This window comes from Azospirillum soli (assembly GCF_017876165.1).
Taxonomy (GTDB): Bacteria; Pseudomonadota; Alphaproteobacteria; order Azospirillales; family Azospirillaceae; genus Azospirillum; species Azospirillum soli.
The window spans coordinates 157,703-177,911 of sequence record NZ_JAGINQ010000001.1 but is presented as its reverse complement, the minus strand read 5'-3'; the positions used below and the strand labels follow the sequence as shown (position 1 = coordinate 177,911).

Annotated in this window: 20 protein-coding genes and 1 riboswitch; of the genes, 14 read left to right on the top strand and 6 right to left on the bottom strand. The window is 68.1% G+C overall.

The genetic code is table 11. From position 1 onward, the window contains the following. Window positions 1–19 precede the first annotated feature (19 nt). The 9 genes from J2852_RS00880 (at window position 20) to J2852_RS00840 (ending at window position 8,883) form a co-directional block, all read left to right on the top strand. Window positions 20–892 (top strand): cytochrome c oxidase subunit 3, encoded by an 873-nt coding sequence (locus J2852_RS00880; protein ID WP_209869513.1) that lies wholly within the window; start codon window positions 20–22, stop codon window positions 890–892. A 38-nt stretch (window positions 893–930) separates the two neighbouring features. Then, window positions 931–1,266: a DUF983 domain-containing protein gene (locus tag J2852_RS00875; protein WP_209870651.1), complete on the top strand. Its 336-nt coding sequence runs from the start codon at window positions 931–933 to the stop codon at window positions 1,264–1,266. Window positions 1,267–1,268: 2 nt separating this feature from the next. Further along, the gene (locus J2852_RS00870; protein WP_209870648.1) at window positions 1,269–2,003 is read left to right on the top strand and encodes an SURF1 family protein; all 735 of its coding nucleotides are present in this window, start codon (window positions 1,269–1,271) and stop codon (window positions 2,001–2,003) included. Continuing rightward, window positions 2,000–3,505, top strand: a complete 1,506-nt coding sequence (locus J2852_RS00865) for a carboxypeptidase M32 (protein ID WP_246499229.1) — start codon at window positions 2,000–2,002, stop codon at window positions 3,503–3,505. Before J2852_RS00870 ends, J2852_RS00865 begins: the two co-directional genes overlap by 4 nt. A 290-nt stretch (window positions 3,506–3,795) precedes the next feature. Then, window positions 3,796–5,118 (top strand): glycoside hydrolase family 5 protein, encoded by a 1,323-nt coding sequence (locus J2852_RS00860; RefSeq protein WP_209869511.1) that lies wholly within the window; start codon window positions 3,796–3,798, stop codon window positions 5,116–5,118. Window positions 5,119–5,289: 171 nt separating this feature from the next. Beyond that, a complete protein-coding gene (gene thrC, locus J2852_RS00855; RefSeq protein WP_209869509.1) occupies window positions 5,290–6,699 on the top strand; it encodes a threonine synthase in 1,410 nt (469 codons plus the stop codon). Continuing rightward, complete coding sequence (locus tag J2852_RS00850) at window positions 6,696–7,952, top strand: M16 family metallopeptidase (protein ID WP_209869506.1); 1,257 nt, start codon at window positions 6,696–6,698, stop codon at window positions 7,950–7,952. Before thrC ends, J2852_RS00850 begins: the two co-directional genes overlap by 4 nt. 12 nt (window positions 7,953–7,964) lie before the next feature. Further along, entirely contained in the window at window positions 7,965–8,555 is a 591-nt protein-coding gene (locus J2852_RS00845) for a GNAT family N-acetyltransferase (protein ID WP_209869505.1), read from the top strand. Window positions 8,556–8,679: 124 nt separating this feature from the next. Beyond that, complete coding sequence (locus J2852_RS00840; RefSeq protein ID WP_209869504.1) at window positions 8,680–8,883, top strand: hypothetical protein; 204 nt, start codon at window positions 8,680–8,682, stop codon at window positions 8,881–8,883. Window positions 8,884–8,941: 58 nt separating this feature from the next. Here J2852_RS00840 and J2852_RS00835 read toward each other — a convergent pair whose 3' ends face one another. Further along, entirely contained in the window at window positions 8,942–9,517 is a 576-nt protein-coding gene (locus J2852_RS00835; RefSeq protein ID WP_209869501.1) for a YqgE/AlgH family protein, read from the bottom strand. A gap of 184 nt (window positions 9,518–9,701) precedes the next feature. On the opposite strand from J2852_RS00835, the gene J2852_RS31940 reads away from it, so the two are divergent. Then, on the top strand, window positions 9,702–11,798 hold the full coding sequence (locus J2852_RS31940; protein WP_209869499.1) for a protein-disulfide reductase DsbD family protein: 2,097 nt from the start codon (window positions 9,702–9,704) through the stop codon (window positions 11,796–11,798). Between the two features lie 44 nt (window positions 11,799–11,842). Continuing rightward, complete coding sequence (locus J2852_RS00825) at window positions 11,843–12,325, top strand: peroxiredoxin (protein ID WP_209869497.1); 483 nt, start codon at window positions 11,843–11,845, stop codon at window positions 12,323–12,325. A 203-nt stretch (window positions 12,326–12,528) separates the two neighbouring features. On the opposite strand, the gene J2852_RS00820 is transcribed toward J2852_RS00825, so the two are convergent. The 5 genes from J2852_RS00820 to ispH all read right to left on the bottom strand — a co-directional run bounded on the left by J2852_RS00820 (window position 12,529) and on the right by ispH (window position 17,533). Continuing rightward, window positions 12,529–13,326, bottom strand: coding sequence for an arylamine N-acetyltransferase family protein (locus tag J2852_RS00820; RefSeq protein ID WP_209869495.1), 798 nt, complete (start codon window positions 13,324–13,326; stop codon window positions 12,529–12,531). Continuing rightward, on the bottom strand, window positions 13,323–14,906 hold the full coding sequence (locus J2852_RS00815; RefSeq protein WP_209869492.1) for an AMP-binding protein: 1,584 nt from the start codon (window positions 14,904–14,906) through the stop codon (window positions 13,323–13,325). Before J2852_RS00815 ends, J2852_RS00820 begins: the two co-directional genes overlap by 4 nt. Before the next feature lie 106 nt (window positions 14,907–15,012). Next, a complete protein-coding gene (gene rnhA / locus J2852_RS00810) occupies window positions 15,013–15,486 on the bottom strand; it encodes a ribonuclease HI (RefSeq protein WP_209869490.1) in 474 nt (157 codons plus the stop codon). Window positions 15,487–15,491: 5 nt separating this feature from the next. Further along, window positions 15,492–16,475, bottom strand: coding sequence for a homoserine kinase (locus J2852_RS00805; protein WP_209869489.1), 984 nt, complete (start codon window positions 16,473–16,475; stop codon window positions 15,492–15,494). Between the two features lie 80 nt (window positions 16,476–16,555). Then, complete coding sequence (ispH, locus tag J2852_RS00800; RefSeq protein WP_209869487.1) at window positions 16,556–17,533, bottom strand: 4-hydroxy-3-methylbut-2-enyl diphosphate reductase; 978 nt, start codon at window positions 17,531–17,533, stop codon at window positions 16,556–16,558. 130 nt (window positions 17,534–17,663) lie between these two features. Here ispH and J2852_RS00795 point away from each other — a divergent pair, with 130 nt between their 5' ends. From J2852_RS00795 to gcvH, 3 genes are all read left to right on the top strand, one after another. Next, complete coding sequence (locus J2852_RS00795; RefSeq protein ID WP_209869482.1) at window positions 17,664–18,254, top strand: hypothetical protein; 591 nt, start codon at window positions 17,664–17,666, stop codon at window positions 18,252–18,254. Window positions 18,255–18,392: 138 nt separating this feature from the next. Next, window positions 18,393–18,507: riboswitch (glycine riboswitch) on the top strand. 167 nt (window positions 18,508–18,674) lie between these two features. Beyond that, window positions 18,675–19,799 carry a glycine cleavage system aminomethyltransferase GcvT gene (gcvT, locus tag J2852_RS00790; protein WP_209869479.1) on the top strand — a complete coding sequence of 375 codons (1,125 nt, stop codon included), beginning with the start codon at window positions 18,675–18,677 and terminating at the stop codon, window positions 19,797–19,799. A 35-nt stretch (window positions 19,800–19,834) separates the two neighbouring features. Continuing rightward, window positions 19,835–20,209 carry a glycine cleavage system protein GcvH gene (gcvH, locus tag J2852_RS00785; protein WP_209869476.1) on the top strand — a complete coding sequence of 125 codons (375 nt, stop codon included), beginning with the start codon at window positions 19,835–19,837 and terminating at the stop codon, window positions 20,207–20,209.

The following is a 20,209-nucleotide window of genomic DNA, read 5'->3' as shown; positions in this document are numbered from 1 at the left end:
AACGGGGTTGGAAAAGACGATGGCCGACATCACGCACGGGCAAATGCCGCACGCACCCGCCTCCGCCCACGGCGCGGGGGAGGGCATTCCGCATCCCTACCATCTGGTGAAGCCAAGCCCCTGGCCCCTGCTGGGCGCCTTCGCCGGCGGCCTGCTGGCGCTGGGCATGGTGATCTACATGCATGGCGGCGGCTGGCTTCTGCTGGCGCTGGGTGTCCTGTCGGTGGCCGGCGTGATGTTCGGCTGGTGGCGCGACGTCATCAAGGAGGCGGTGCGCGAAAAGGCCCACACCCCCGTCGTGAAGATCGGCCTGCGCTACGGCATGTCGCTGTTCATCGCGTCGGAGGTGATGTTCTTCGCCGCCTTCTTCTGGGCCTTCTACGACGCGGCTCTGTTCCCGAAGGTGTTCGCGCAGAACCCGGCCGGTGTCTGGCCGCCGCCGCACATCCAGACCTTCGACCCGTTCCATCTGCCCTTCCTGATGACGCTGATCCTGCTGCTGTCGGGCGTCACCGTCACCTGGGCGCATCACGCGATCATCGAGGGCAACCGGCGGGACGCCTCGCGGGCACTGGGCCTGACGGTGCTGCTGGGCGTCATGTTCACCTTCTTCCAGGCCTGGGAGTACAGCCACGCCTCCTTCGGCTTCACGGATGGCATCTACCCGTCCACCTTCTTCATGGCGACGGGCTTCCACGGCTTCCACGTCATCGTCGGCACGATCTTCCTGTTCGTCTGCTGGATCCGCACGATGAAGGGCCACTTCACCCCGCAGAGCCACTTCGGCTTCGAGGCGGCGGCCTGGTACTGGCACTTCGTCGACGTGGTCTGGCTGTTCCTGTTCGTGTCGATCTACTGGTGGGGCTCCGCCGGAGGAGCGCACGGGCATTGAGCGAGTTCCACCCCAACGTTTCCCCCCTGACCGCGGGCATGCGTTGCGCGTGCCCGCGCTGCGGCCGGGGGAAGCTGTTCAAGGGCTTCCTCACGGTCAAGGACACCTGCGACGTCTGCGGGCTGGAACTGTCCCGGCATGACAGCGGCGACGGGCCGGCAGTGTTCCTGATCTTCATCCTGGGCTTTCTGGTCGTACCGGTGGCGCTGTGGGTGTCGATGACGGTGGAGTGGCCGCTGTGGCTGCACGCCATCGTCTGGAGCATCGTCATCCTGGGCTTGGCGCTGGGGATGCTGCGGCCGGCCAAGGCCTATGTCGTGGCGCTCCAATACCGTTACCGGCGGAACGAGCTGGAGGGAGGGCCACATCCGTGACCATGACCGTCGACGCGGCGCCGCGCCGCTTCCGCCCGTCGCTGACGGCGACGCTGATCACCGTGCCGGCGGTGCTGATCATGCTGGCGCTGGGCACCTGGCAGGTGCAGCGCATGGCCTGGAAGGCCGAGCTGATCCAGCGGGTCGAGCAGCGTGTGACGGCGCCCCCGGTGCCGCTGCCCGCCACCGTCTCCGATCCCGAGGGTTTCGAGTTCCGTCCGGTAACCGTCACCGGGCGTTATCTGCACGACAAGGAAATGCGCCTGATGGCCCGGCCCCGGCAGGGGCAGGTGGGCTATGAGGTGCTGACCCCGCTCCAGCGCGCCGACGGCGGGGGCGTGGTTCTGGTCAACCGGGGCTTCGTGCCCATGGACCGGCGCGATCCGGCGACCCGGCCGGAGAGCCGGACCGGGGGCGAGGTGACCGTCACCGGGCTGGTGCGGCTGCCCCATCCCGCCGGCTGGTTCCAGCCGGAGAACCGGCCGGGCGCCGATGCCTGGATGCGCGTGGACCCGCCGGCCATGGCCGCCGCGCAAGGATTGTCCGGTGTGGCGCCGCTGGTGGTGGAGGCTTTGCCGGACGCGGGCCGGTCGGGCGGCGTGCTGAACGGCATTGCACCGCAGGTCGAGCTGCCCAACAACCATCTGCAATACGCGATCACGTGGTATAGCCTCGCCGTGACGCTGATCGTGATCTTCGTCCTGTCGCAACGCCGCCGGATCGAGCCCGCACCATGACCGCCTCCATGACCGCTTACCAGGAACTGGAACGCCGCTACGCCCGCATCGCCGCCATCGGGGACGCGCTCGGGATCCTGGGCTGGGACACGCAGACCATGATGCCGGTCGGCTCCAACGACGGGCGGGCCGAGCAGACGGCGGCCCTGTCGGTGGTGGCGCACGAGCTGGCGACCGACCCGCGCATCGGCGCGTGGCTGGCGGAGGCCGAATCCGACGGCGGCCTGGACCCGTGGCGCAAGGCGAACCTGCGGGAGATGCGCAGCCGCTATCTGCACGCCACCGCCGTCCCGGCCGATCTGGTGGAGGCGACCAGCCGGGCGATTTCCGTCTGCGACATGACGTGGCGCACCGCGCGGGCGGAGAGCGACTTCAAGATGCTGCTGCCCTCCCTGACGGAGGTTCTGGCCCGCGTCCGCGAGTGCAGCGAGGCCAAGGCGGCGGCCATGGGCCTGAGCCCGTACGACACCATGCTGGACCAGCACGATCCCGGTGCGCGGGCCGAGCGCATCGACGCGCTGTTCGACGACCTCGCCGCCTTCCTGCCCGGCCTGATCGAGCGTGTTCTGGAAAAGCAGGCACGCGAGCCGGAGGTGCTGCGGCCGGAGGGGACCTTCCCGGTCGAGGCGCAGCGGGCGCTGGGCGAGAAGCTGATGCGGCAGGCCGGCTTCGACTTCGACCGTGGGCGGCTGGACGTGTCTCTGCACCCCTTCTGCGGCGGGGCGACCGACGACGTGCGCCTGACCACCCGCTACGACGAGGCGGACGTTACCAAGGCGCTGATGGCCGTGATGCACGAGACCGGCCATGCGCTCTACGAACAGGGCCGCCCGCGCGCCTGGATCCGCCAGCCGGTCGGGGAATCGCGCGGCATGGCCGTGCACGAGAGCCAGTCGCTGATGGTGGAGATGCAGGCCTGCCGCTCGCCGGAGTTCCTGTCCTACCTGGGCCCGGTCGTGCGGGAAGCCTTCGGCGGCTCCGGCCCGGCTTGGGAAGTGGACAACCTGCGCCGCCTCTACACCCACGTGGAGCGCGGCTTCATTCGCGTGGACGCCGACGAGGTCACCTACCCGGCGCATGTGATCCTGCGCTACCGCCTGGAGAAGGCGATGGTCGGCGGGGATTTGGCGCTGAAAGACCTGCCGGGCGCCTGGAACGAGGGGATGCGGGAACTGGTCGGCGTCGTGCCGCCGGACGACCGCCAGGGCTGCTTGCAGGACATCCACTGGCCGTCGGGCGGCTGGGGCTACTTCCCCAGCTACACGCTGGGCGCCATGACGGCGGCGCAGCTGTTCGACGCGGCCAACCGCGCCGATCCGGAGATCAAGCCGGCGCTGGCTCGTGGCGACATCGGCCCGCTGGTGCGCTGGCTGCGCGCAAACGTGCACGAGAAAGGCTGTCTTTATGCCTCCGGCGACGAGCTTCTGACCGCCGCGACCGGCCGGGCGCTGGACGCGTCGGTGTTCAAGCGGCACCTGGAAGCGCGGTATCTCGGGTCGTAAGAGGCAAAAATTTGCATTTTTCCGGCGCGCAAAAGGCTAGCCGCTAACCCTCCATTGCCGATCCGGCCGGTCGTAGCGATGCCGGATCGGCTTTGCCTGAAAAGCCGCTAAAAGCCGCGCGAACTCTTGTCTTTCCTCTCGGTAGGGGCGGGCGCCGCCGCGGGTCTTCCGTCCGGTTTTGATCACAACTTGCGATGAATGCGGCCGGTGTTCGGCTGCAATTGGCAATAAACTGTTAACCATAAATGCCCAGCCTCGGGGCCAACGCAAAACGGCAACGAGGTTCAAAAATGAGCATCGCCAAGGGCTTCCTGCACACGAACGGCAACCAGATCGTGGATTCGTCGGGTCAGAACGTTAAGCTGACCGGCGTGAACTGGTTCGGCGCCGAAGGCTTTGTCTTCAACCCCAACGGCATGGACATGCGCGGCTACTGGGGCATGATGGACCAGATGAAGAGCCTCGGCTTCAACGCCATTCGTCTGCCGTGGAGCGATGCGATGCTCGACGCCAATCGCGCGACGGGCATTGACACTTCGAAGAACCCCGACCTGCAGAACAAAACGCCGCTCGAAGTCTTCGACAAGGTCATCGACTACGCCGGCCGGATCGGCCTGAAGGTCATCCTCGACCACCATCGTTCCAGCGACGGCGCGTCGGCCAACGAGAACGGCCTGTGGTACGACGACAAGTACCCCGAGTCGAAGATGATCGAGAACTGGAAGATGCTGGCCGAGCGGTACAAGGGCAACGACACCGTCGTCGCCGCCGACCTGCACAACGAGCCGCACGGCCAGGCTACCTGGGGCGGCGGCGACAAGGCCACCGACTGGGCCTGGGCCGCGGAGCGCATCGGCAACGCCATCCAGTCCGTGAACAAGGACTGGCTGCTGATGGTCGAGGGCACCGAGATCCACGACGGCCAGTGGGAATGGTGGGGCGGCAACCTGCGTGGCGCCAAGGATCGCCCGATCGAGTTCGACACGCCGAACAAGCTGGTCTATTCGGTCCACTCCTATGGGCCGTCCATCCATGAGATGGAGTGGTTCAAGGCCGACAACTATCCGAACAACCTGCCGGCCCAGTACAGCGACAACTGGGGCTGGCTGCTGGAGGAGAACGAGGCGCCCGTTCTGGTCGGCGAATTCGGCGGCAAGCTGGAGACCGAGCAGGACAAGAAGTACATGGCCAAACTGATCGACTACATGAACGGCGATCTGGACGGCAACGGCACCAACGACCTGGGCGCCGGCAAGGAAGGCGCCAGCTGGACCTACTGGTCATGGAACCCGAACTCGGGCGACACCGGCGGTATCCTGAAGGACGATTGGAAGACGGTCGATCAGACCAAGTACAACGCCATCAAGGAAGGCCTGTTCGCCGGCGGCGGCAGCGAGGGCAAGGCCCCGTGGTCGCCGGCCAAGGCCCAGGCACTGTCCGCTGATGTGGACGTGTGGGCGCACAAGGTGACCGAGGCGCAGGGCGCCGACGCCACCGCGCCGGCGACGGCCGAGGCCATGGCCGCTCCGGCGCTCGATCCGGCGCACATGGACTTCTACCAGGACCTGCCGCAGGCGCATCACGACCTGACCGACCTGCATTCGGCGGGTTGATCCGGGAGCGGATGAACGACGGGGCCGGCAGCCACGCTGCCGGCCCCTTTCGTTGTCTCGGCCGGAAGCGTGCAGCCGCTTGCGCGGATGGGGGGCAGCGGCTAACTATGCCCCTTTCCGTCCGTTGGCCTTCTCTCGGTTTCGGCCTCGTCATTGTGTGGAGTGTGTGCGGTGAAGTACGTCAGCACGCGGGGGCAAGCCCCGGTCCTGGGTTTCGAAGACGTCCTGCTGGCCGGCCTCGCGCGTGACGGCGGCCTTTACGTGCCGCAGACTTGGCCGCAGTTCTCGGCGGACGAGATCCGGGCGATGCGCGGGCTGCCCTACAGCGAGATCGCCGTGCGCGTCATGCTGCCCTTCCTGGGCGGCGCCATCGCCGAGGACGAGTTCCGCACCATCGTCGAGGACGCCTACGCCACCTTCGACCACGCCGCCGTGACGCCGCTGGTGCAGCTGGACCAGCGCACCTGGGTGCTGGAGCTGTTCCACGGCCCGACGCTCGCCTTCAAGGACGTGGCGCTGCAACTGCTCGGCCGCTTGTTCGACCATGTGCTGGCCAAGCGGGGCGAGCGCGTCACCATCGTCGGTGCCACCTCCGGCGACACCGGCTCCGCCGCCATCGAGGCGTGCCGTGACCGCCAGAACGTCGACATCTTCATCATGCACCCGAAGGGCCGCACGTCGGAGGTGCAGCGCCGGCAGATGACCAGCGTGCTGTCCGACAACGTGCACAACATCGCCCTGCACGGCACCTTCGACGACTGCCAGGATCTGGTGAAGGCGATGTTCAACGACGTGGCCTTCCGCGACCGAATGGGCCTGTCGGCGGTGAACTCCATCAACTGGGCGCGCATCATGGCCCAGATCGTCTACTACTTCACGGCGGCGGTGGCGCTGGGCGCGCCGGACCGCAAGATCGCCTTCACCGTGCCGACCGGCAATTTCGGCAACGTCTACGCCGCCTACGGCGCGCGGGCGATGGGGCTGCCGGTGGAGAAGCTGATCGTGGGCTCCAACTCCAACGACATCCTGGCGCGCTTTTTTGCGAGCGGCACCATGTCGGCGGCTCCGGTCGTGCCTACATTGAGCCCCAGCATGGACATCCAGATCTCCTCCAACTTCGAGCGGCTGCTGTTCGACCTGCTGGGCCGCGACGGTGCGGCCGTGCAGGAGTCGATGGACCGCTTCCGGGCCGAGGGCAAGTTCGCCGTGACCGACGCCCAGCTGGCCGAGGCGCTGACCGTCTTCGCCGGCCACCGGGTGGACGAGGCCGGCACCATGGCCACCATCGAGCAGGTGTGGGGCGAGTGCGGCTATCTGCTGGACCCGCACACGGCGGTCGGCGTGGCCTCGGCCGAGACGGCGGCGCTCGATCCGGACGTCGCGGTGGTCGTGCTGGCGACCGCCCATCCCGCCAAGTTCCCCGACGCGGTGGAAAAGGCGACCGGCCGCCGGCCGGAACTGCCGCCCCGCCTGTCCGACCTGTATGTGCGCGAGGAGCGCCTGTCCGAGCTGCCCAACGAGCTGGGCGCCGTGCAGGCGTTCGTCGCCGCCCGCGCCCGCGCCGCCAAGGAGGCCGCATGACCATTCGAGTGACCACGCTGCCGAACGGGCTGCGCGTCGCGACCGACACCATGCCCGACGTGCAGTCGGTGTCGCTCGGCTGCTGGGTCGGCGTGGGCACGCGGAACGAGACGGCGGCGGTCAACGGCGTCGCCCATCTGGTCGAGCACATGCTGTTCAAGGGCACGGAGCGCCGTTCGGCCTATCGCATCTCCGAGGAGATCGAGAATGTCGGCGGCCAGCTGAACGCCTACACGACCCGCGAGCAGACGGCCTATTACGCCAAGGTGCTGCACGAGGACACCGCCCTGGCGCTCGACATCATCGCGGACATGCTCCAGCACTCCAAGCTGGACGAGGACGAGCTGGTGCGCGAGCGCACGGTGGTGTTGCAGGAGATCGGGCAGAGCGTCGACACGCCCGACGACATCATCTTCGACCATTTCCAGTCCACCGCCTATCCGGGGCAGTCCCTGGGGCGGCCGGTGCTGGGCTCCGCCGACATCGTCGGGGCGCTGCCGCGCTCGGCCCTGGTCGAGTACATCGACGGGCACTACAGCGCCCCCGGCATCGTGCTGGCCGCCGCCGGCCGGCTTGAGCACGACCGGCTGGTGGAGATGGCGCTGAAGTCTTTCGGGAACCTGTCCGGCAAGCTGGTGCCCGAGGGGGAGGGCGCCCGCTACGTCGGCGGCGACTACCGCGAGGCGCGCGACCTGGAGCAGATGCACCTCGTCCTGGGTTTCGACGGGGTGGGGGTGCACGACCCCGACTATTACGCCCATTCGGTGCTGTCCACCTTGCTCGGCGGCGGCATGTCGTCCCGCCTGTTCCAGGAGGTGCGGGAAAAGCGCGGGCTGGTCTATTCGATCTACACCTTCACCGGCGGCTACCGCGACGGCGGGCTGTTCGGCGTCTACGCCGGCACCGGCGAGGATGAGGTGACGGAACTGGTCCCCGTGGTCTGCGACGAGCTGGTCAAGGTCGCCGAGGACGTGACCGAGGACGAGGTCATGCGCGCCGCCGCGCAGTTGAAGGCGGGCACGCTGATGGCGCTGGAAAGCACGATGTCCCGCTGCGAGCAGCTGGGCCAGCAGCTTCTGGTCTACAACCGCCCGGTTCCGGTCGAGGAGATCGTCACCAAGATCAACGCGGTGGACCGCGACGCCGTCGTTCGCGTCGCCAAGCGCCTGCGCGCCAGCCGGCCCACGGTCGCGGCCCTCGGTCCCATCGACCGGCTGGAAAGCTACGACCGGATCGCGGCTCGTCTGGCGTAAGGGGAAGCCGGCATGATCCGCCTGCTCGGCAGCGGCCTCATCAGTCCTCCGGCGGTGCGGCTGGACGGTTCCGTCTGCTACATCCGGCCGCCCTTGCCGCGTGACTGGCGCGAGTGGGCCGACTTGCGGGCGGAGTCCCGGTCCTTTCTCACCCCGTGGGAGCCGACCTGGCCGGCGGACGCGCTGACCCGCGCCGCCTTCGGCCGCCGCCTGCGCCGGCAGGCCCAGGAATGGCGCGACGACGAGGGCTACAGTTTTCTGGTGTTCGACCGGAACACGGACGCGCTGGTGGGCGGCCTCGGCCTCACCAACATCCGGCGCGGCGTGGCGCAGATGGGTACGCTCGGCTACTGGGTCGGGCAGACGCACGCGCGGCGCGGCTACATTTCCGGGGCGACTCGGCTGGTGCTGGACTTCGCCTTCGGGCAACTGGGGCTGCACCGGGTCGAGGCCGCCTGCCTGCCGACCAACGCGGCCAGCCGTGGTCTGCTGGAAAAGGTCGGCTTCACGCACGAAGGCTACGCGCGCGGCTATCTGCGCATCGACGGGGCGTGGCGGGACCACGTGCTCTACGCCATCCTGCGCGAGGAATGGCGGGGTTAGGGCGACCGCGTCAAAAGGGGTGCTGTAACGCCTTTTTGTGTGGGCTGGGCACTGTACGCTTAACCGACGATTAACCGGCTTGGCGCACTCTTTCGCAATGACGCACGCAGCGAATGAGGCGGAGATGTCTCCGAAGCCCACCTTTACGCAAGAAAATTCCCACCGTTACGCGGTTGAGCACGCTGGCCGCCGCGTTGCCCTTCAGTACGAGCCGGCCGGCTTCCAGAGCGGCTGGGCGGTTTACGCCGACGACACGCTGGTCGAGCGTTGCCCCGAATTCATGCAGGCGCGCGGCCTCGCCCTGGCACTCGCCACTCAGGATGCGTGAGTCCGCCTTGGTTGGTGATTGGTGAAAAGGCCGTGCCGGTGAGGCGCGGCCTTTTTCGTTACGCGTGCCCGGCCTCGCCCGACAGCATGGACAGGCTGACACCGAGCTTGGCGATGGAGCGTTCCCACTTGGTGTCGAGATCGGGGTCGAACAGCAGACCCTCGTCGCAGGGGACGTTCAGCCAGCCGTTGGCCTGGATCTCCGCGTCGAGCTGGCCCGGCCCCCAGCCGGCGTAGCCGAGCAGCAGGATGTTGCGCCGGGGGCCGCGATCCTCGGAAATCGCGCGCAGAATGTCGATGGTGGCGGTCAGCGCCACGTCGTCGTCCACCACCAGCGTGCCTTCCCGCACATAATCGGTCGAATGCAGCACGAAGCCGCGCCCGGATTCCACCGGCCCGCCGTAGTGCACGGGCATGTTGGTTACCGGTTCCTCGACATCCAGCTCCAACTGCTCGAGCAAGTCCTCGAACGTGACCGACCCGAACAGCCGATTCACGACGAGCCCCATGGCGCCGTCCTCGTTATGAGCGCACATATAAATCACGGTGCGCTGAAAGCGCGGATCCATCATGCCCGGCATCGCGATGAGCAACTGGCCGGTCAGATATTCCGAGGACTTGGTCAGGTGCGGCATGGGCGTTATCCTTGTGTCCGGGGCGGAAGAGCCCACATGGGCATCGAACCATGGGGGCTTCAACCCGCAGCCGTCTTCACCCGAGTGTGACAGCACGGGCCAAGCTTTGTCATCCAGTATAGCTGCGGCCAGTATAGCTTCGGCTTGTGGCCGTTTCCCTACTCATATGAGAACAGTCCGCGCGATGAAAAGGTTTGCCTCCCTGGTGCTCGCCATCCTGGCCTTGACCGTACCCGCAACGGGTAGGGCCGACACGACATGGAGCAAGGCGGGGCCGGTCGAGGCGCGGCTGGTCGCGTCGGTGCAGGGGACCGGCGATCTGGCGGCCCTGCCGCTGGGGCTGGAACTGCGGCTGGAACCGGGGTGGAAGACCTACTGGCGCTCCCCCGGCGATGCGGGCTTCGCGCCCCGGCTGGACTGGGCGGGCTCGACCAATTTGAAGACGGCGGAGCTGTCCTATCCGGCGCCGCACCGCTTCACCGTGCTGGGCTTCGAGACGGCCGGCTACAACGCCGAGGTGATGTTCCCGCTGACCGCCACCCTGACGGAACCGGGCAAGCCGGTCGATCTGGCGCTGAACGCCGAACTGCTGATCTGCTCGACGATCTGCGTGCCGCAGACGGTGAAGCTGGGCCTGTCGATTCCCGCCGGACCGGCGACTCCGGGACCGCACGCTAACGACATCGCGCGCGCCCTGTCGCAGGTGCCGGGCGACGGGCGCGCCGCCGGCCTGACGGTCGAGGCCGTGCGCGGTGAAGGCTCCGTTCTGGAGGTCGAGGTCACGGGCCGCGAGACGTTGGTTGCGCCGGACGTGTTCGTGGAGACCGACCCGCCGCTGTCCTTCGCGGCGCCCAAGCGCGTCTTCTCCGACAACGACCGCCGGGTGCGACTGCGGCTTGAGGCCACCGACGCACCGGCCGGGCTGGAACTTGCCGGGCGCGCGATGACGCTGACGGTGGTGGACGGTGACCGGTCCATGGAGACGGCGGCGACCGCCACGGCTGGCCTTGGCGGGACCGGGGGCGTGGCGGGCGGACTGTTCGCCATGCTGGGCGTGGCGCTGCTGGGCGGGCTGATTCTGAACCTGATGCCCTGCGTTCTGCCGGTGCTGTCGCTGAAGCTGCTGTCCGTCGTGCAGCACGGCGGGCGCGCTCCGGGGGCGGTGCGTGCCGGGTTCCTGGCTTCGGCGGCCGGCATTCTGGCGTCCTTCCTGGCGCTGGCCGGCGCGCTGGTCGCTCTGAAGGCGGGGGGCGGCGCCGTGGGGTGGGGCATCCAGTTCCAGCAACCGTTCTTTCTGGTCTTCATCGTCGTTCTGGTGACTCTGTTCGCCGCCAACCTGTGGGGCCTGTTCGAGGTCCCGTTGCCGCGCGCCCTGGCCGACCGCATGGGTGGGCCGGAAGGCCATGGCCTCGGCGGGCAGTTCGCGACGGGCGCTTTTGCCACCCTGCTGGCCACCCCCTGTTCGGCGCCGTTCCTGGGGACGGCGGTGGGCTTCGCGCTGGCGAATGGTCCGGCGGAGGTCTTCGCCATCTTCGCCGCGCTGGGCGTGGGGCTGGCGCTGCCGTACCTGCTGGTGGCGGCCTTTCCGCGCGTGGCGCGGCTGTTGCCTCGGCCGGGGCGGTGGATGGTGGGGCTGCGTCGCGTGCTGGGCGGCGCGCTGGCCCTGACCGCCGTATGGCTGCTGTCGGTGCTGGCGGTCCAGGTGGGGGAGGTTGCGGCGCTGAGCGTCGCGGTGCTGATGGTCGGGCTGGTCGTTGCCCTGTGGGTCGGGCGGGGGCTGGCGGCCCGCTGGGCGGGGGCGGCGCTGGCGGGTTTGCTCGCCCTGGTGGCCTTCGCGGTGCCGGCGACGTTCGGTCCGTCCGTCGGAGCGGCACCGGCCGTCACGGATGCGGCGACGCGCTGGGTTCCCTTCGCCGAGGACGCCATCCGGGAGCATGTCGCGGCCGGGCGCACGGTCTTCGTGGATGTGACCGCCGACTGGTGCATCACCTGCCAGGCCAATAAGAAGTTGGTCCTGGATCGGGGTGAGGTTGCCAAGCGGCTGGAGGACGGTGCGGCGGTGATCGCCATGCGCGCCGACTGGACGCGGCCCGATGAGGGGATCGCCCGTTACCTCGCCAAGCATGGCCGCTACGGCATCCCGTTCAACATCGTCTACGGACCGGGCGCCCCGGACGGCATAGCGCTGCCCGAACTGCTGACGGAAGGCGCGGTGCTGGACGCGCTGAACCGGGCGCGAGGCAAGAGTGACGGGCTTGCCGCGCTGCCGGCCAAAAGCTAGAACGGTACTTTAGAACGGTTCAATCTTTGGGAGGGTAGAAAACAATGACGATCCAAGTCGGCGACACCATTCCGTCGGTCACGCTGAAGCACCTGACCGACAACGGCATGCAGGACATCACCACCGACGAGATCTTCAAGGGCAAGACGGTTGTGCTGTTCTCCGTGCCGGGCGCCTTCACGCCGACCTGCTCGGCCAAGCATCTGCCGGGCTTCGTCCAGCAGGCCGAGGCGCTGAAGGGCAAGGGCGTGGACAACATCGTCTGCCTCGCCGTCAACGACCCGTTCGTGATGCGCGCCTGGGGCGAGAAGAACAACGTCGAGAACAAGGTCGTCATGCTGCCAGACGGCAACGCGGCCTTCACTCAGGCGCTGGGCTTGACGATGGACGGTTCGGGCTACGGCCTCGGCACGCGCGGCCAGCGCTTTGCCCTGGTGGCGAAGGACGGGAAGGTTACCCACCTCGCCGTGGAGAAGCCCGGCCAGTTCGAGGTCTCCTCGGCCGAAGCGGTGCTGGGCGCGCTGTAATTTTCACCGGCGATGCGCGCCGACCTATAGCGATTAAAATGGGGTGCTGTGGCGGGGCCCCTTCCTCCCACGCTTCGCGTGGGCCCCTCCTTCCCCCACCTTGCGGCGGGGGCAGGTTATGTTCCCTCCCCCGCCGCAAGGTGGGGGAGGGCTAGGGTGGGGGGCTCGCCGAAGCGGCCTTTAAGTGAAGCCGAAACCCAACATCAGGCGAACAACGGCTCAGGAAGCCGTGCGCCTTCCGGCAGAGTGATCCCAAACATTTCCGACAGGACGGACGTTGTCTCGTCCGCTGACGCGATCGTGCGCTGCTCGCGGCCATCCGGGCGACTGATGGTCAAGTCGCGGTTGCGCAGGACGACGCGCTCGTGCCGTCGCACCCGTTGCGCCGTCAGCGTGTGGCGGAAGATCGAGTCCCGGTGCGTCGAGGTGAACCAGTTCGCCATCTCGAAGTCCGCTGGATGCTGCGCCTCCAGCGTGAAGGCGTACATGTCGATCCACCCGTCGTCCTGGTTGCCCTGGAGCACCCACACGCCGTCGCCTTCCCGCGCGAGGCGGAAGGACACGATGGGAAAGCGGAACTCCCGGTCGGCGATCAGGGGCAAGGGCTCTAGAAGGCCGAGGCCGCCCCAGCCCACGTCGGTCAGGTAGGGCTGCCCCTCCACCTCCGTGAGCAACAGCATGTGCGTGCGCGGGCGGACGCCGACGCGGCCCATGCGCACGCGCGCGGCGAGCGGGCGCACGGTGAAGCCGACGGCCTCCAGAACATGCTGGAACAGCGTGTTCCGCTCAAAGCAGTAGCCGCCGCGCCGCTCGGTCACCAGCTTGCGCGTGATGTCCTCGATGGCGAGGGAGACGGGGCGGCCGAGCAGTACATCCAGGCTCTCGAACGGGATCGCCGCCGGGTGGGCCTCGTGCAGGGCCTTCAGCGTCGCCAGCGTGGGGGCATGGGTACCGGTCCAGCCGATGCGGGCGAGATAGGCGTCCAGATCCATGGTCGTCATCCGGCCTTCGTGCGATCCCAGCTGTTCGGGCCGGGGCCGCGTTCGCGCAGCTTGGCCTTCTGCACCTTCGCGGTCGGGGTTTTGGGCAGCGCGTCGAGGACTTCGATGTAGCGCGGCTGGGCGTAGCGGGGCAACTCGCGCTCGGCAAAGCGCGCCACGTCGGCGGGATCGAGCGCCGCGCCAAGTTCCGGGACGATGGCGATCATGATGTCGTCCTCCGCGTCGCGCAGGCCGGAGGGCACGCCGTAGGCCGCGACCTCTGCCACGCCGTCGATGCGCGACAGTGCCGTTTCGACCTCGTAGGAGGAGACGTTCTCGCCGCGCCTCCGGATGCAGTCCTTGATGCGGTCGATGAAGGTAACGTAGCCGTCCTGGTCCATGGTCGCGGCGTCGCCGGTGTGGAACCACAGGTTCCGCCACGCCTCCACCGTCTTGTCGGGCATGCGGTGATAGCCGGACAGGAAGCCGAAGGCTGCCTTCGGCCGCACGACGATTTCCCCCACCTGACCGGGCGGCAGGGCGATACCGGTTTCCGGATCGTGGATCGCGACCTCGAAATAGCGGTCATAGACGCGGCCGCAGGTGCCGGGGCGGACCTTGCCCATCTCGGCGTAGAGGGGAATGTTCACCTCGGTCATGCCGTAGAGGCTGATGACGTCGCGGATGCCGAAGCGCTCGCGCAGCACCTGCTCGGTGTCGGCCGGGTTGGGCGCGGCGCCGACGAGGCGCAGGCTGTGGTCGCGGTCGTCCGGGCGCGGCGGCTGCGCGGCGACGAAGGCGGTCACGGCGCCCAGCGAGTTGGTGACCGTGCAGCGGTGGCGGCGGATGTCGTCCAGCCAGGCGGACGCGCTGAACCGCTCGCGCAGCACCGCCGACCCGCCGGACACCATGGCGGCGAACAGTTGCATGTAGAGCGCGTTTGCGTGGAACAGCGGCAGGCAGATGTAGAAGCGGTCTTCCGGAGTCAGGGCGTAGTTGTCGATGGAGCCGAGCGCGAACAGGAAGCCGTGTGCGTGCGGCATCAGCACGCCCTTCGACGGCCCCGTGGTGCCGGAGGTGTACATGATGCAGGCGTCATCGCAGGCGCGCGGCATCGGGCCGGTGTAGGGCGTGGCCGCCCGCCAGCCGTCGAAAGCGACGTGGGGCAAGGCTGCCTCCGCGCCGGGGACGACCAGCGTGCGCAGCGCGGTCAGGCGGGGAGCGATTTCGGTGACGCGTTCGACGAGGTGCGGCGCGACGATGGCCAGAGCCGCCCCGGCGTTCTCCAATTGGTGTTCGAGAAAGCCGCCCTTCAGGTCGGTGTTGAGCGCCACCAGGATGGCGCCGATCCGGCCGAGGCCCAGCCAGAGCCGCACGAAATCCAGCCCGTTCGGCAGCATGACGGCAACCGTATCGCCGGGCTTCACGCCGAGATCCGTGAGGAATCCCGCGACGAGGGCGGACTGCCGTTCGGCCTCGGCGTAGGTCAGCGCCTCGCCGTCCACCATGGTGACGAAGGGTTTGTCGCCGCGTGTGGCGGCCTGGAACGCCAGAACTTCCGGCAGGACCCAGCGGGCTTCATTCCGCAGATGCGGGTACATGGTCTCTTCCTCCCCAACGATCCTTATCGTGCTTTTTTGGGTCGTTCTTGCGGGGAGGTTAGCGGGGACCTGACCTTTGCGGCAAGGCACCCTTACGGAAGGGCGGTTATGCGCCGCGCGCCGCCTTTCGGACCTCCTCGACGCCCTGGCGGGCCAGCGCGTCGGCGCGTTCGTTCTCCGGATGGCCGGCGTGGCCGCGCACCCAATGGAACTCGATGTCGTGCTGCTGCTTGGCGGCGTCGAGGCGCTTCCACAGATCCTCGTTCTTCACCGGCTTGTTGTCGGCGGTCTTCCAGCCCTTGGCCTTCCAGCCGTAAATCCACTTGGTGATGCCGTTCTTCACATACTCGCTGTCGGTGTAGAGGCGCACCTTGACCGGCTTCTTCAGGGCCTCCAGCGCCTGGATGGCGGCCATCAGCTCCATGCGGTTGTTGGTGGTGGCTGGTTCGCCCCCATACAGCTCCTTTTCCACGGTGCCGTAGCGCAGGATAGCGCCCCAGCCGCCGGGGCCGGGGTTGCCGCTGCACGCCCCGTCCGTGAAGATGTCCACGGCCTTCAGAGCGGGCGTCTCAGTGGTCATGAGCCTTAAACTTCGTAGGTGCCGCCGTCGTCGAGCGCGTAATCGCCCAAGCCCTTGACGGTCTGGTGGAAGCGCAGCTTGCGCAGATACTCCAGCGGGTCCTTCGGCTTCACGAAGGCGCCCGGCGGATGGTTCAGCCAGTCGTAGAGGCGGGTCAGCAGGAACCGCAAGGCGCTGCCCCGGCACAGCCAGGGCAGGGCCTCCAACTCCTCGCGGGAGAGGGGGCGGACCTTCTGGTAGCCGGTCAGCAGCATCCGCGCCTTGGTGGCGTTGAACGACCCGTCGATCTCGAAGCACCACGCGTTCAGGCAGATGGCGACGTCGTAGACCAGGAAGTCGTTGCAGGCGAAGTAGAAGTCGATCAGGCCCGACAGCTCGTTCCCGCGGAAGAACACGTTGTCGGGGAACAGGTCGGCGTGGATGACCCCGGCGGGCAGAGCCTTCGGCCAGTGCGCCTCAAGGGCGGACAGCTCCGCCTCCAGCGTGGCGCGCAGGTCGCGGGCGACCTCGTCGGCGCGCGGCGCGCACTTCTCGAACAGCTCCTTCCAGCCGGCCAGCGATAGCGCGTTCGGCCGCTCCATGCGGAAGTCGGCGACGGCCAGATGCAAACGGGCCAGCGCGGCGCCCAGTTCGGCGCAGTGATGCGGCGTGATCCGGCGCGGCCACATGCCGGCCAGGAAGGTGACGATCACCGCCGGCCGCCCGCACAGCTCGCGCAGGGCCTGCCCATCCGTGCCCTGCACCGGCAGCGGGCAGGCGATGCCCTTGTCCGCCAGATGCTCCATCAGGCCCAGGAAAAAGGGCAGATCCTCGCGCCGGGTGCGCTTTTCGTAGAGCGTGAGGATGTACGGGCCGCTTTCCGTCACCAGCAGGAAGTTGGAATTCTCCACCCCCTCCGCGATGCCCTTGCAGGACAGCACGCCGCCCAGATCGTACTGGGCGATGAAGGCGTTCAGGTCTTCGTCGGAGACTTCGGTGTAGACGGCCATAAGACCAGCGCCTTACCGGGATTCGGGGCGCCGGTCAATGATGGGATGGTCAATAGGATGGTTAGGGGGATGGCGCGCGGTCACGCCTCTTCCTTGGCGCGGAGCGGCGCCTCGCCGTCCAGCAGGGCCTTTGGCAGCTTGAAGGTGATGTCCTCGAAGGCGGTGCGCAGCTCCTCCACCGTCACGTCGAAGCGGGCGCGGGCGGCCGCGATGACCTCCTCCACCAGCACCTCGGGCGCCGAGGCGCCGGCGGTGATGCCCAGCGTGCCGACACCCTCCAGCGCCGCCCAGTCGATGTCCGTCGCCCGCTGAACCAGTTGCGCCCGCGTGCAGCCGTGGGTCTTCGCCACCTCGACCAGCCGTTTGGAGTTGGAGGAGTTCGGGGCGCCCAGCACCAGCAGGGCTTCCACCTTGGGCGCGATAGCCTTCACCGCCTGCTGGCGGTTGGTGGTGGCGTAGCAGATGTCCTCCTTCTTCGGCCCGGCAATGGCCGGGAAGCGCGCCTGGAGCGCGGCGACGATGCCGGCCGTCTCGTCCACCGACAGGGTGGTCTGGGTGGCGTAGGCGAGGTTGTCCGGATCGGCGACCTGCACCGTCGCCACGTCGGCGACGGTCTCCACCAGCACGACGGCGCCCTCGGGCAGCTGGCCCATGGTGCCGATCACCTCCGGATGGCCGGCGTGGCCGATCAGGACGATCTGCCGCCCCTCGTTGAAGTGGCGCTCGGCCTCGCGGTGGACCTTGCTGACCAGCGGGCAGGTGGCGTCCAGATAGAACAGGCCCCGCCTTTCGGCCGCCGCCGGCACCGACTTCGGTACGCCGTGGGCGGAGAAGATAACCGGCGCGCCGTCCGGCACCTCGGTCAGCTCATCCACGAAGACCGCGCCCTTGGCCTCCAGGCTCTGCACGACGAAGCGGTTGTGCACGATCTCGTGGCGGACGTAGACGGGCGGGCCGAAGCGCTCCAACGCCACCTCGACGATCTGGATGGCGCGGTCCACGCCGGCGCAGAACCCACGGGGAGCCGCAAGGAGGATGGTGAGGGGCGTCTTCGTCATGCGGGCGTTTCCGATGCCTGGATAGGGTGTGCCGAAAGGGGTAACGATGCGACCGCGCGGCCTTGTGCCGGCCCGACCGCTTCTCTAAAGTCGCGGCGCAGAGAACCAATCCAACCAGTAGGCCAGACCGATGGACCGCCGCCGCGACCGTAATATAGGAACCCCCGTCCGGAAAAGCCCGCTGGCGCCCGCGCTGTTGACTCTGGGCGTGCTGGCCCTGACCGGTTGCTCCGGCATGGGCATCAACGGTGCGCCCGCACAGCCCACTGCGGCGCTGTCCTGTCCGAAGGTCGCCATCGTCCGCGATCTGGCCGAGGTGACGCAGTTCCGCACGGGCGGCGGGCGCGACCTGACCGACGTGCAGTCGCGCGCGGCGCTGGCCGACTTCAGCGGTAACTGCGAATACGCCAGCGACGGCGTCACCGTGAACGTGAACCTTTACTTGGTGGCGGAGCGCGGCCCGGCGCTTCAGGGCAATCAGGCGACGTACCGCTATTTCGTCGCCATCGCCAAGCCGGGTGAGCAGGCGCCGAGCGCCAAGACGGAGTTCGAGACCACCGTCACCTTCGAACCGGGCAAGCCACGCGCCGGCAGCCGGGAAGAGTTGTCGCCGAAGATCCCGCTGCCCAAGGAAACGAACGCCAAGGACTGGAACATCTTCGTCGGCTTTCAGCTGACTCCGGACCAGCTGGCGTTCAACCGCGCGCAGATGGGGCAGTGATCTCTCGATAGGTCGAGCGGCTCCGGAGGCGAGGGCGCCCGCGTCATGCGGGCGCCTTTTTTGTTGCGACTCGCCGGTTGCCCGGAAGGCCCGATTGACATTCTCGGGCGTGTCGTTAGGGTGGGTGGTACATGCCGATGATCCCTCGCGGGAGAGATCGCCGTCCGGTTTCCAATCCATTGGATGCCGGATGGTGGCGCCGAAGGAGCAACCGCCCCCGGAAACTCTCAGGCAAAAGGACCGCAAGGGGATAAGGCGACTCTGGAAAGCAGTTCCGGCCAGGCTTGGCCGGGTCTCACCGAAGGAGTAAGCCGGTTCTCGGGGTTGTACCCGGCCGGTGAATCTCTCAGGTCCAAGACAGAGGGGGCGACACTCGCGCCAATCATGGCGCGGGGTTGAGCCCTATGTCGGAGGACCCGCGTGACCGAGGCGCCCCAGAGCAACGCAGAAAACATCAAGACGACTCCCCTTCACGGCCTGCATCTGGAACTGAAGGCCCGCATGGTGCCTTTCGCCGGCTACGACATGCCGGTGCAGTACCCGCTGGGCATCCTGAAGGAGCACCAGCACACCCGCGAGAAGGCCGGCCTGTTCGACGTGTCGCACATGGGACAGGTGCGCCTGACCGGCGACGACCCGGCCGCCGCGCTGGAAACGCTCGTCCCCGGCGACATCAAGGGGCTGGCACGCGGGCGCATGCGCTACACCCTGTTCCTGAACGAGCAGGGCGGCATCCTGGACGACCTGATGGTCACCAACGCCGGCGATCACCTGTTCCTGGTCGTCAACGCCGCCCGCAAGGAGCGCGATGTCGCCCACATGCGCGAGCGGCTGAAGGGCAAGGCGGAGGTGGAGCTTCTCGACGACCTCGCGCTGCTGGCCCTGCAAGGCCCGGCGGCGGCCGGTGTGCTGGCGCGCTTCGCGCCCGAGGCGGCGAGCATGAAGTTCATGAGCTACCTGCCGGCCACCATCAACGGCATCCCGGTGGTGCTGACCCGCTCCGGCTACACGGGCGAGGACGGCTACGAGATCTCCTGCGACAAGTCCGACGCGGAGCCCATCGCCCGCGCCCTGCTGGCCGAACCGGAGGTCGAGGCCATCGGCCTGGGTGCCCGCGACTCGCTGCGGCTTGAGGCGGGGCTCTGCCTCTACGGCCACGACATCGACGAGACGACCACGCCGGTCGAAGCCGCGCTCGAATGGGCGCTGCCCAAGCGCCGCCGCGAGGAGGGAGGCTTCCCCGGCCACGGCATCATCAAGACTCAGCTGGCCGAAGGCGCATCGCGCCGCCGCGTCGGCATCCAGCCGGAAGGCCGCCAGCCGGCCCGCGAGCACACGGACATCTGCGACACCAGCGGCACCAAGATCGGCGAGGTGACGAGCGGCGGCTTCGGCCCCACCGCCAACGCGCCGGTCGCCATGGGCTATGTGGACCGCGCCCACGCCGAGGTCGGCACGCCGGTGCAGCTGATGGTCCGCGGCAAGCCGCTGGCCGCGAAGGTCGCCGCCATGCCCTTCGTGCCGCAACGCTATTACCGCGGTTGACCACACCAAACCAGTCGAACAGGGGAATCCGAACCATGACCGTCAAGTACACCAAGGATCACGAGTGGGTCCGCGTCGAGGGCGACGTGGCGACCATCGGCGTCACCGACCACGCGCAGCAGCAGCTGGGCGACGTGGTCTTCGTCGAGCTGCCGGACCTCGGCCGCAAGGTCGAGCAGGGCAAGGAGGCCGCCGTGGTCGAGTCCGTGAAGGCGGCGAGCGAGGTCTTCGCCCCCGTCTCCGGCGAGGTGGTCGAGGTCAACCACGATCTGGAGAACGAGCCGGCCCGCGTGAACAGCGGCGCGGAGACCGAGGGCTGGTTCTTCAAGCTGCGCCTGGCCAACCCGGCCGAGCTGGACGCCCTGATGGACGAGGCCGCCTACAAGGCCTATGTGGAAGGACTGGCGTAA

Coding starts and splice junctions, on each gene's coding strand:
- J2852_RS00870 (WP_209870648.1), top strand. CDS start 1,269: ATGACCGTCGACGCGGCGCCGCGCCGCTTCCGCCCGTCGCTGACGGCG.
- J2852_RS00815 (WP_209869492.1), bottom strand. CDS start 14,906: ATGTACCCGCATCTGCGGAATGAAGCCCGCTGGGTCCTGCCGGAAGTT.
- J2852_RS00805 (WP_209869489.1), bottom strand. CDS start 16,475: ATGGCCGTCTACACCGAAGTCTCCGACGAAGACCTGAACGCCTTCATC.
- J2852_RS31940 (WP_209869499.1), top strand. CDS start 9,702: ATGAAAAGGTTTGCCTCCCTGGTGCTCGCCATCCTGGCCTTGACCGTA.
- J2852_RS00875 (WP_209870651.1), top strand. CDS start 931: ATGCGTTGCGCGTGCCCGCGCTGCGGCCGGGGGAAGCTGTTCAAGGGC.
- J2852_RS00820 (WP_209869495.1), bottom strand. CDS start 13,326: ATGACGACCATGGATCTGGACGCCTATCTCGCCCGCATCGGCTGGACC.
- J2852_RS00850 (WP_209869506.1), top strand. CDS start 6,696: ATGACCATTCGAGTGACCACGCTGCCGAACGGGCTGCGCGTCGCGACC.
- rnhA (WP_209869490.1), bottom strand. CDS start 15,486: ATGACCACTGAGACGCCCGCTCTGAAGGCCGTGGACATCTTCACGGAC.
- J2852_RS00825 (WP_209869497.1), top strand. CDS start 11,843: ATGACGATCCAAGTCGGCGACACCATTCCGTCGGTCACGCTGAAGCAC.
- J2852_RS00865 (WP_246499229.1), top strand. CDS start 2,000: ATGACCGCCTCCATGACCGCTTACCAGGAACTGGAACGCCGCTACGCC.
- ispH (WP_209869487.1), bottom strand. CDS start 17,533: ATGACGAAGACGCCCCTCACCATCCTCCTTGCGGCTCCCCGTGGGTTC.
- gcvH (WP_209869476.1), top strand. CDS start 19,835: ATGACCGTCAAGTACACCAAGGATCACGAGTGGGTCCGCGTCGAGGGC.
- J2852_RS00840 (WP_209869504.1), top strand. CDS start 8,680: ATGTCTCCGAAGCCCACCTTTACGCAAGAAAATTCCCACCGTTACGCG.
- J2852_RS00880 (WP_209869513.1), top strand. CDS start 20: ATGGCCGACATCACGCACGGGCAAATGCCGCACGCACCCGCCTCCGCC.
- J2852_RS00845 (WP_209869505.1), top strand. CDS start 7,965: ATGATCCGCCTGCTCGGCAGCGGCCTCATCAGTCCTCCGGCGGTGCGG.
- J2852_RS00860 (WP_209869511.1), top strand. CDS start 3,796: ATGAGCATCGCCAAGGGCTTCCTGCACACGAACGGCAACCAGATCGTG.
- J2852_RS00835 (WP_209869501.1), bottom strand. CDS start 9,517: ATGCCGCACCTGACCAAGTCCTCGGAATATCTGACCGGCCAGTTGCTC.
- J2852_RS00795 (WP_209869482.1), top strand. CDS start 17,664: ATGGACCGCCGCCGCGACCGTAATATAGGAACCCCCGTCCGGAAAAGC.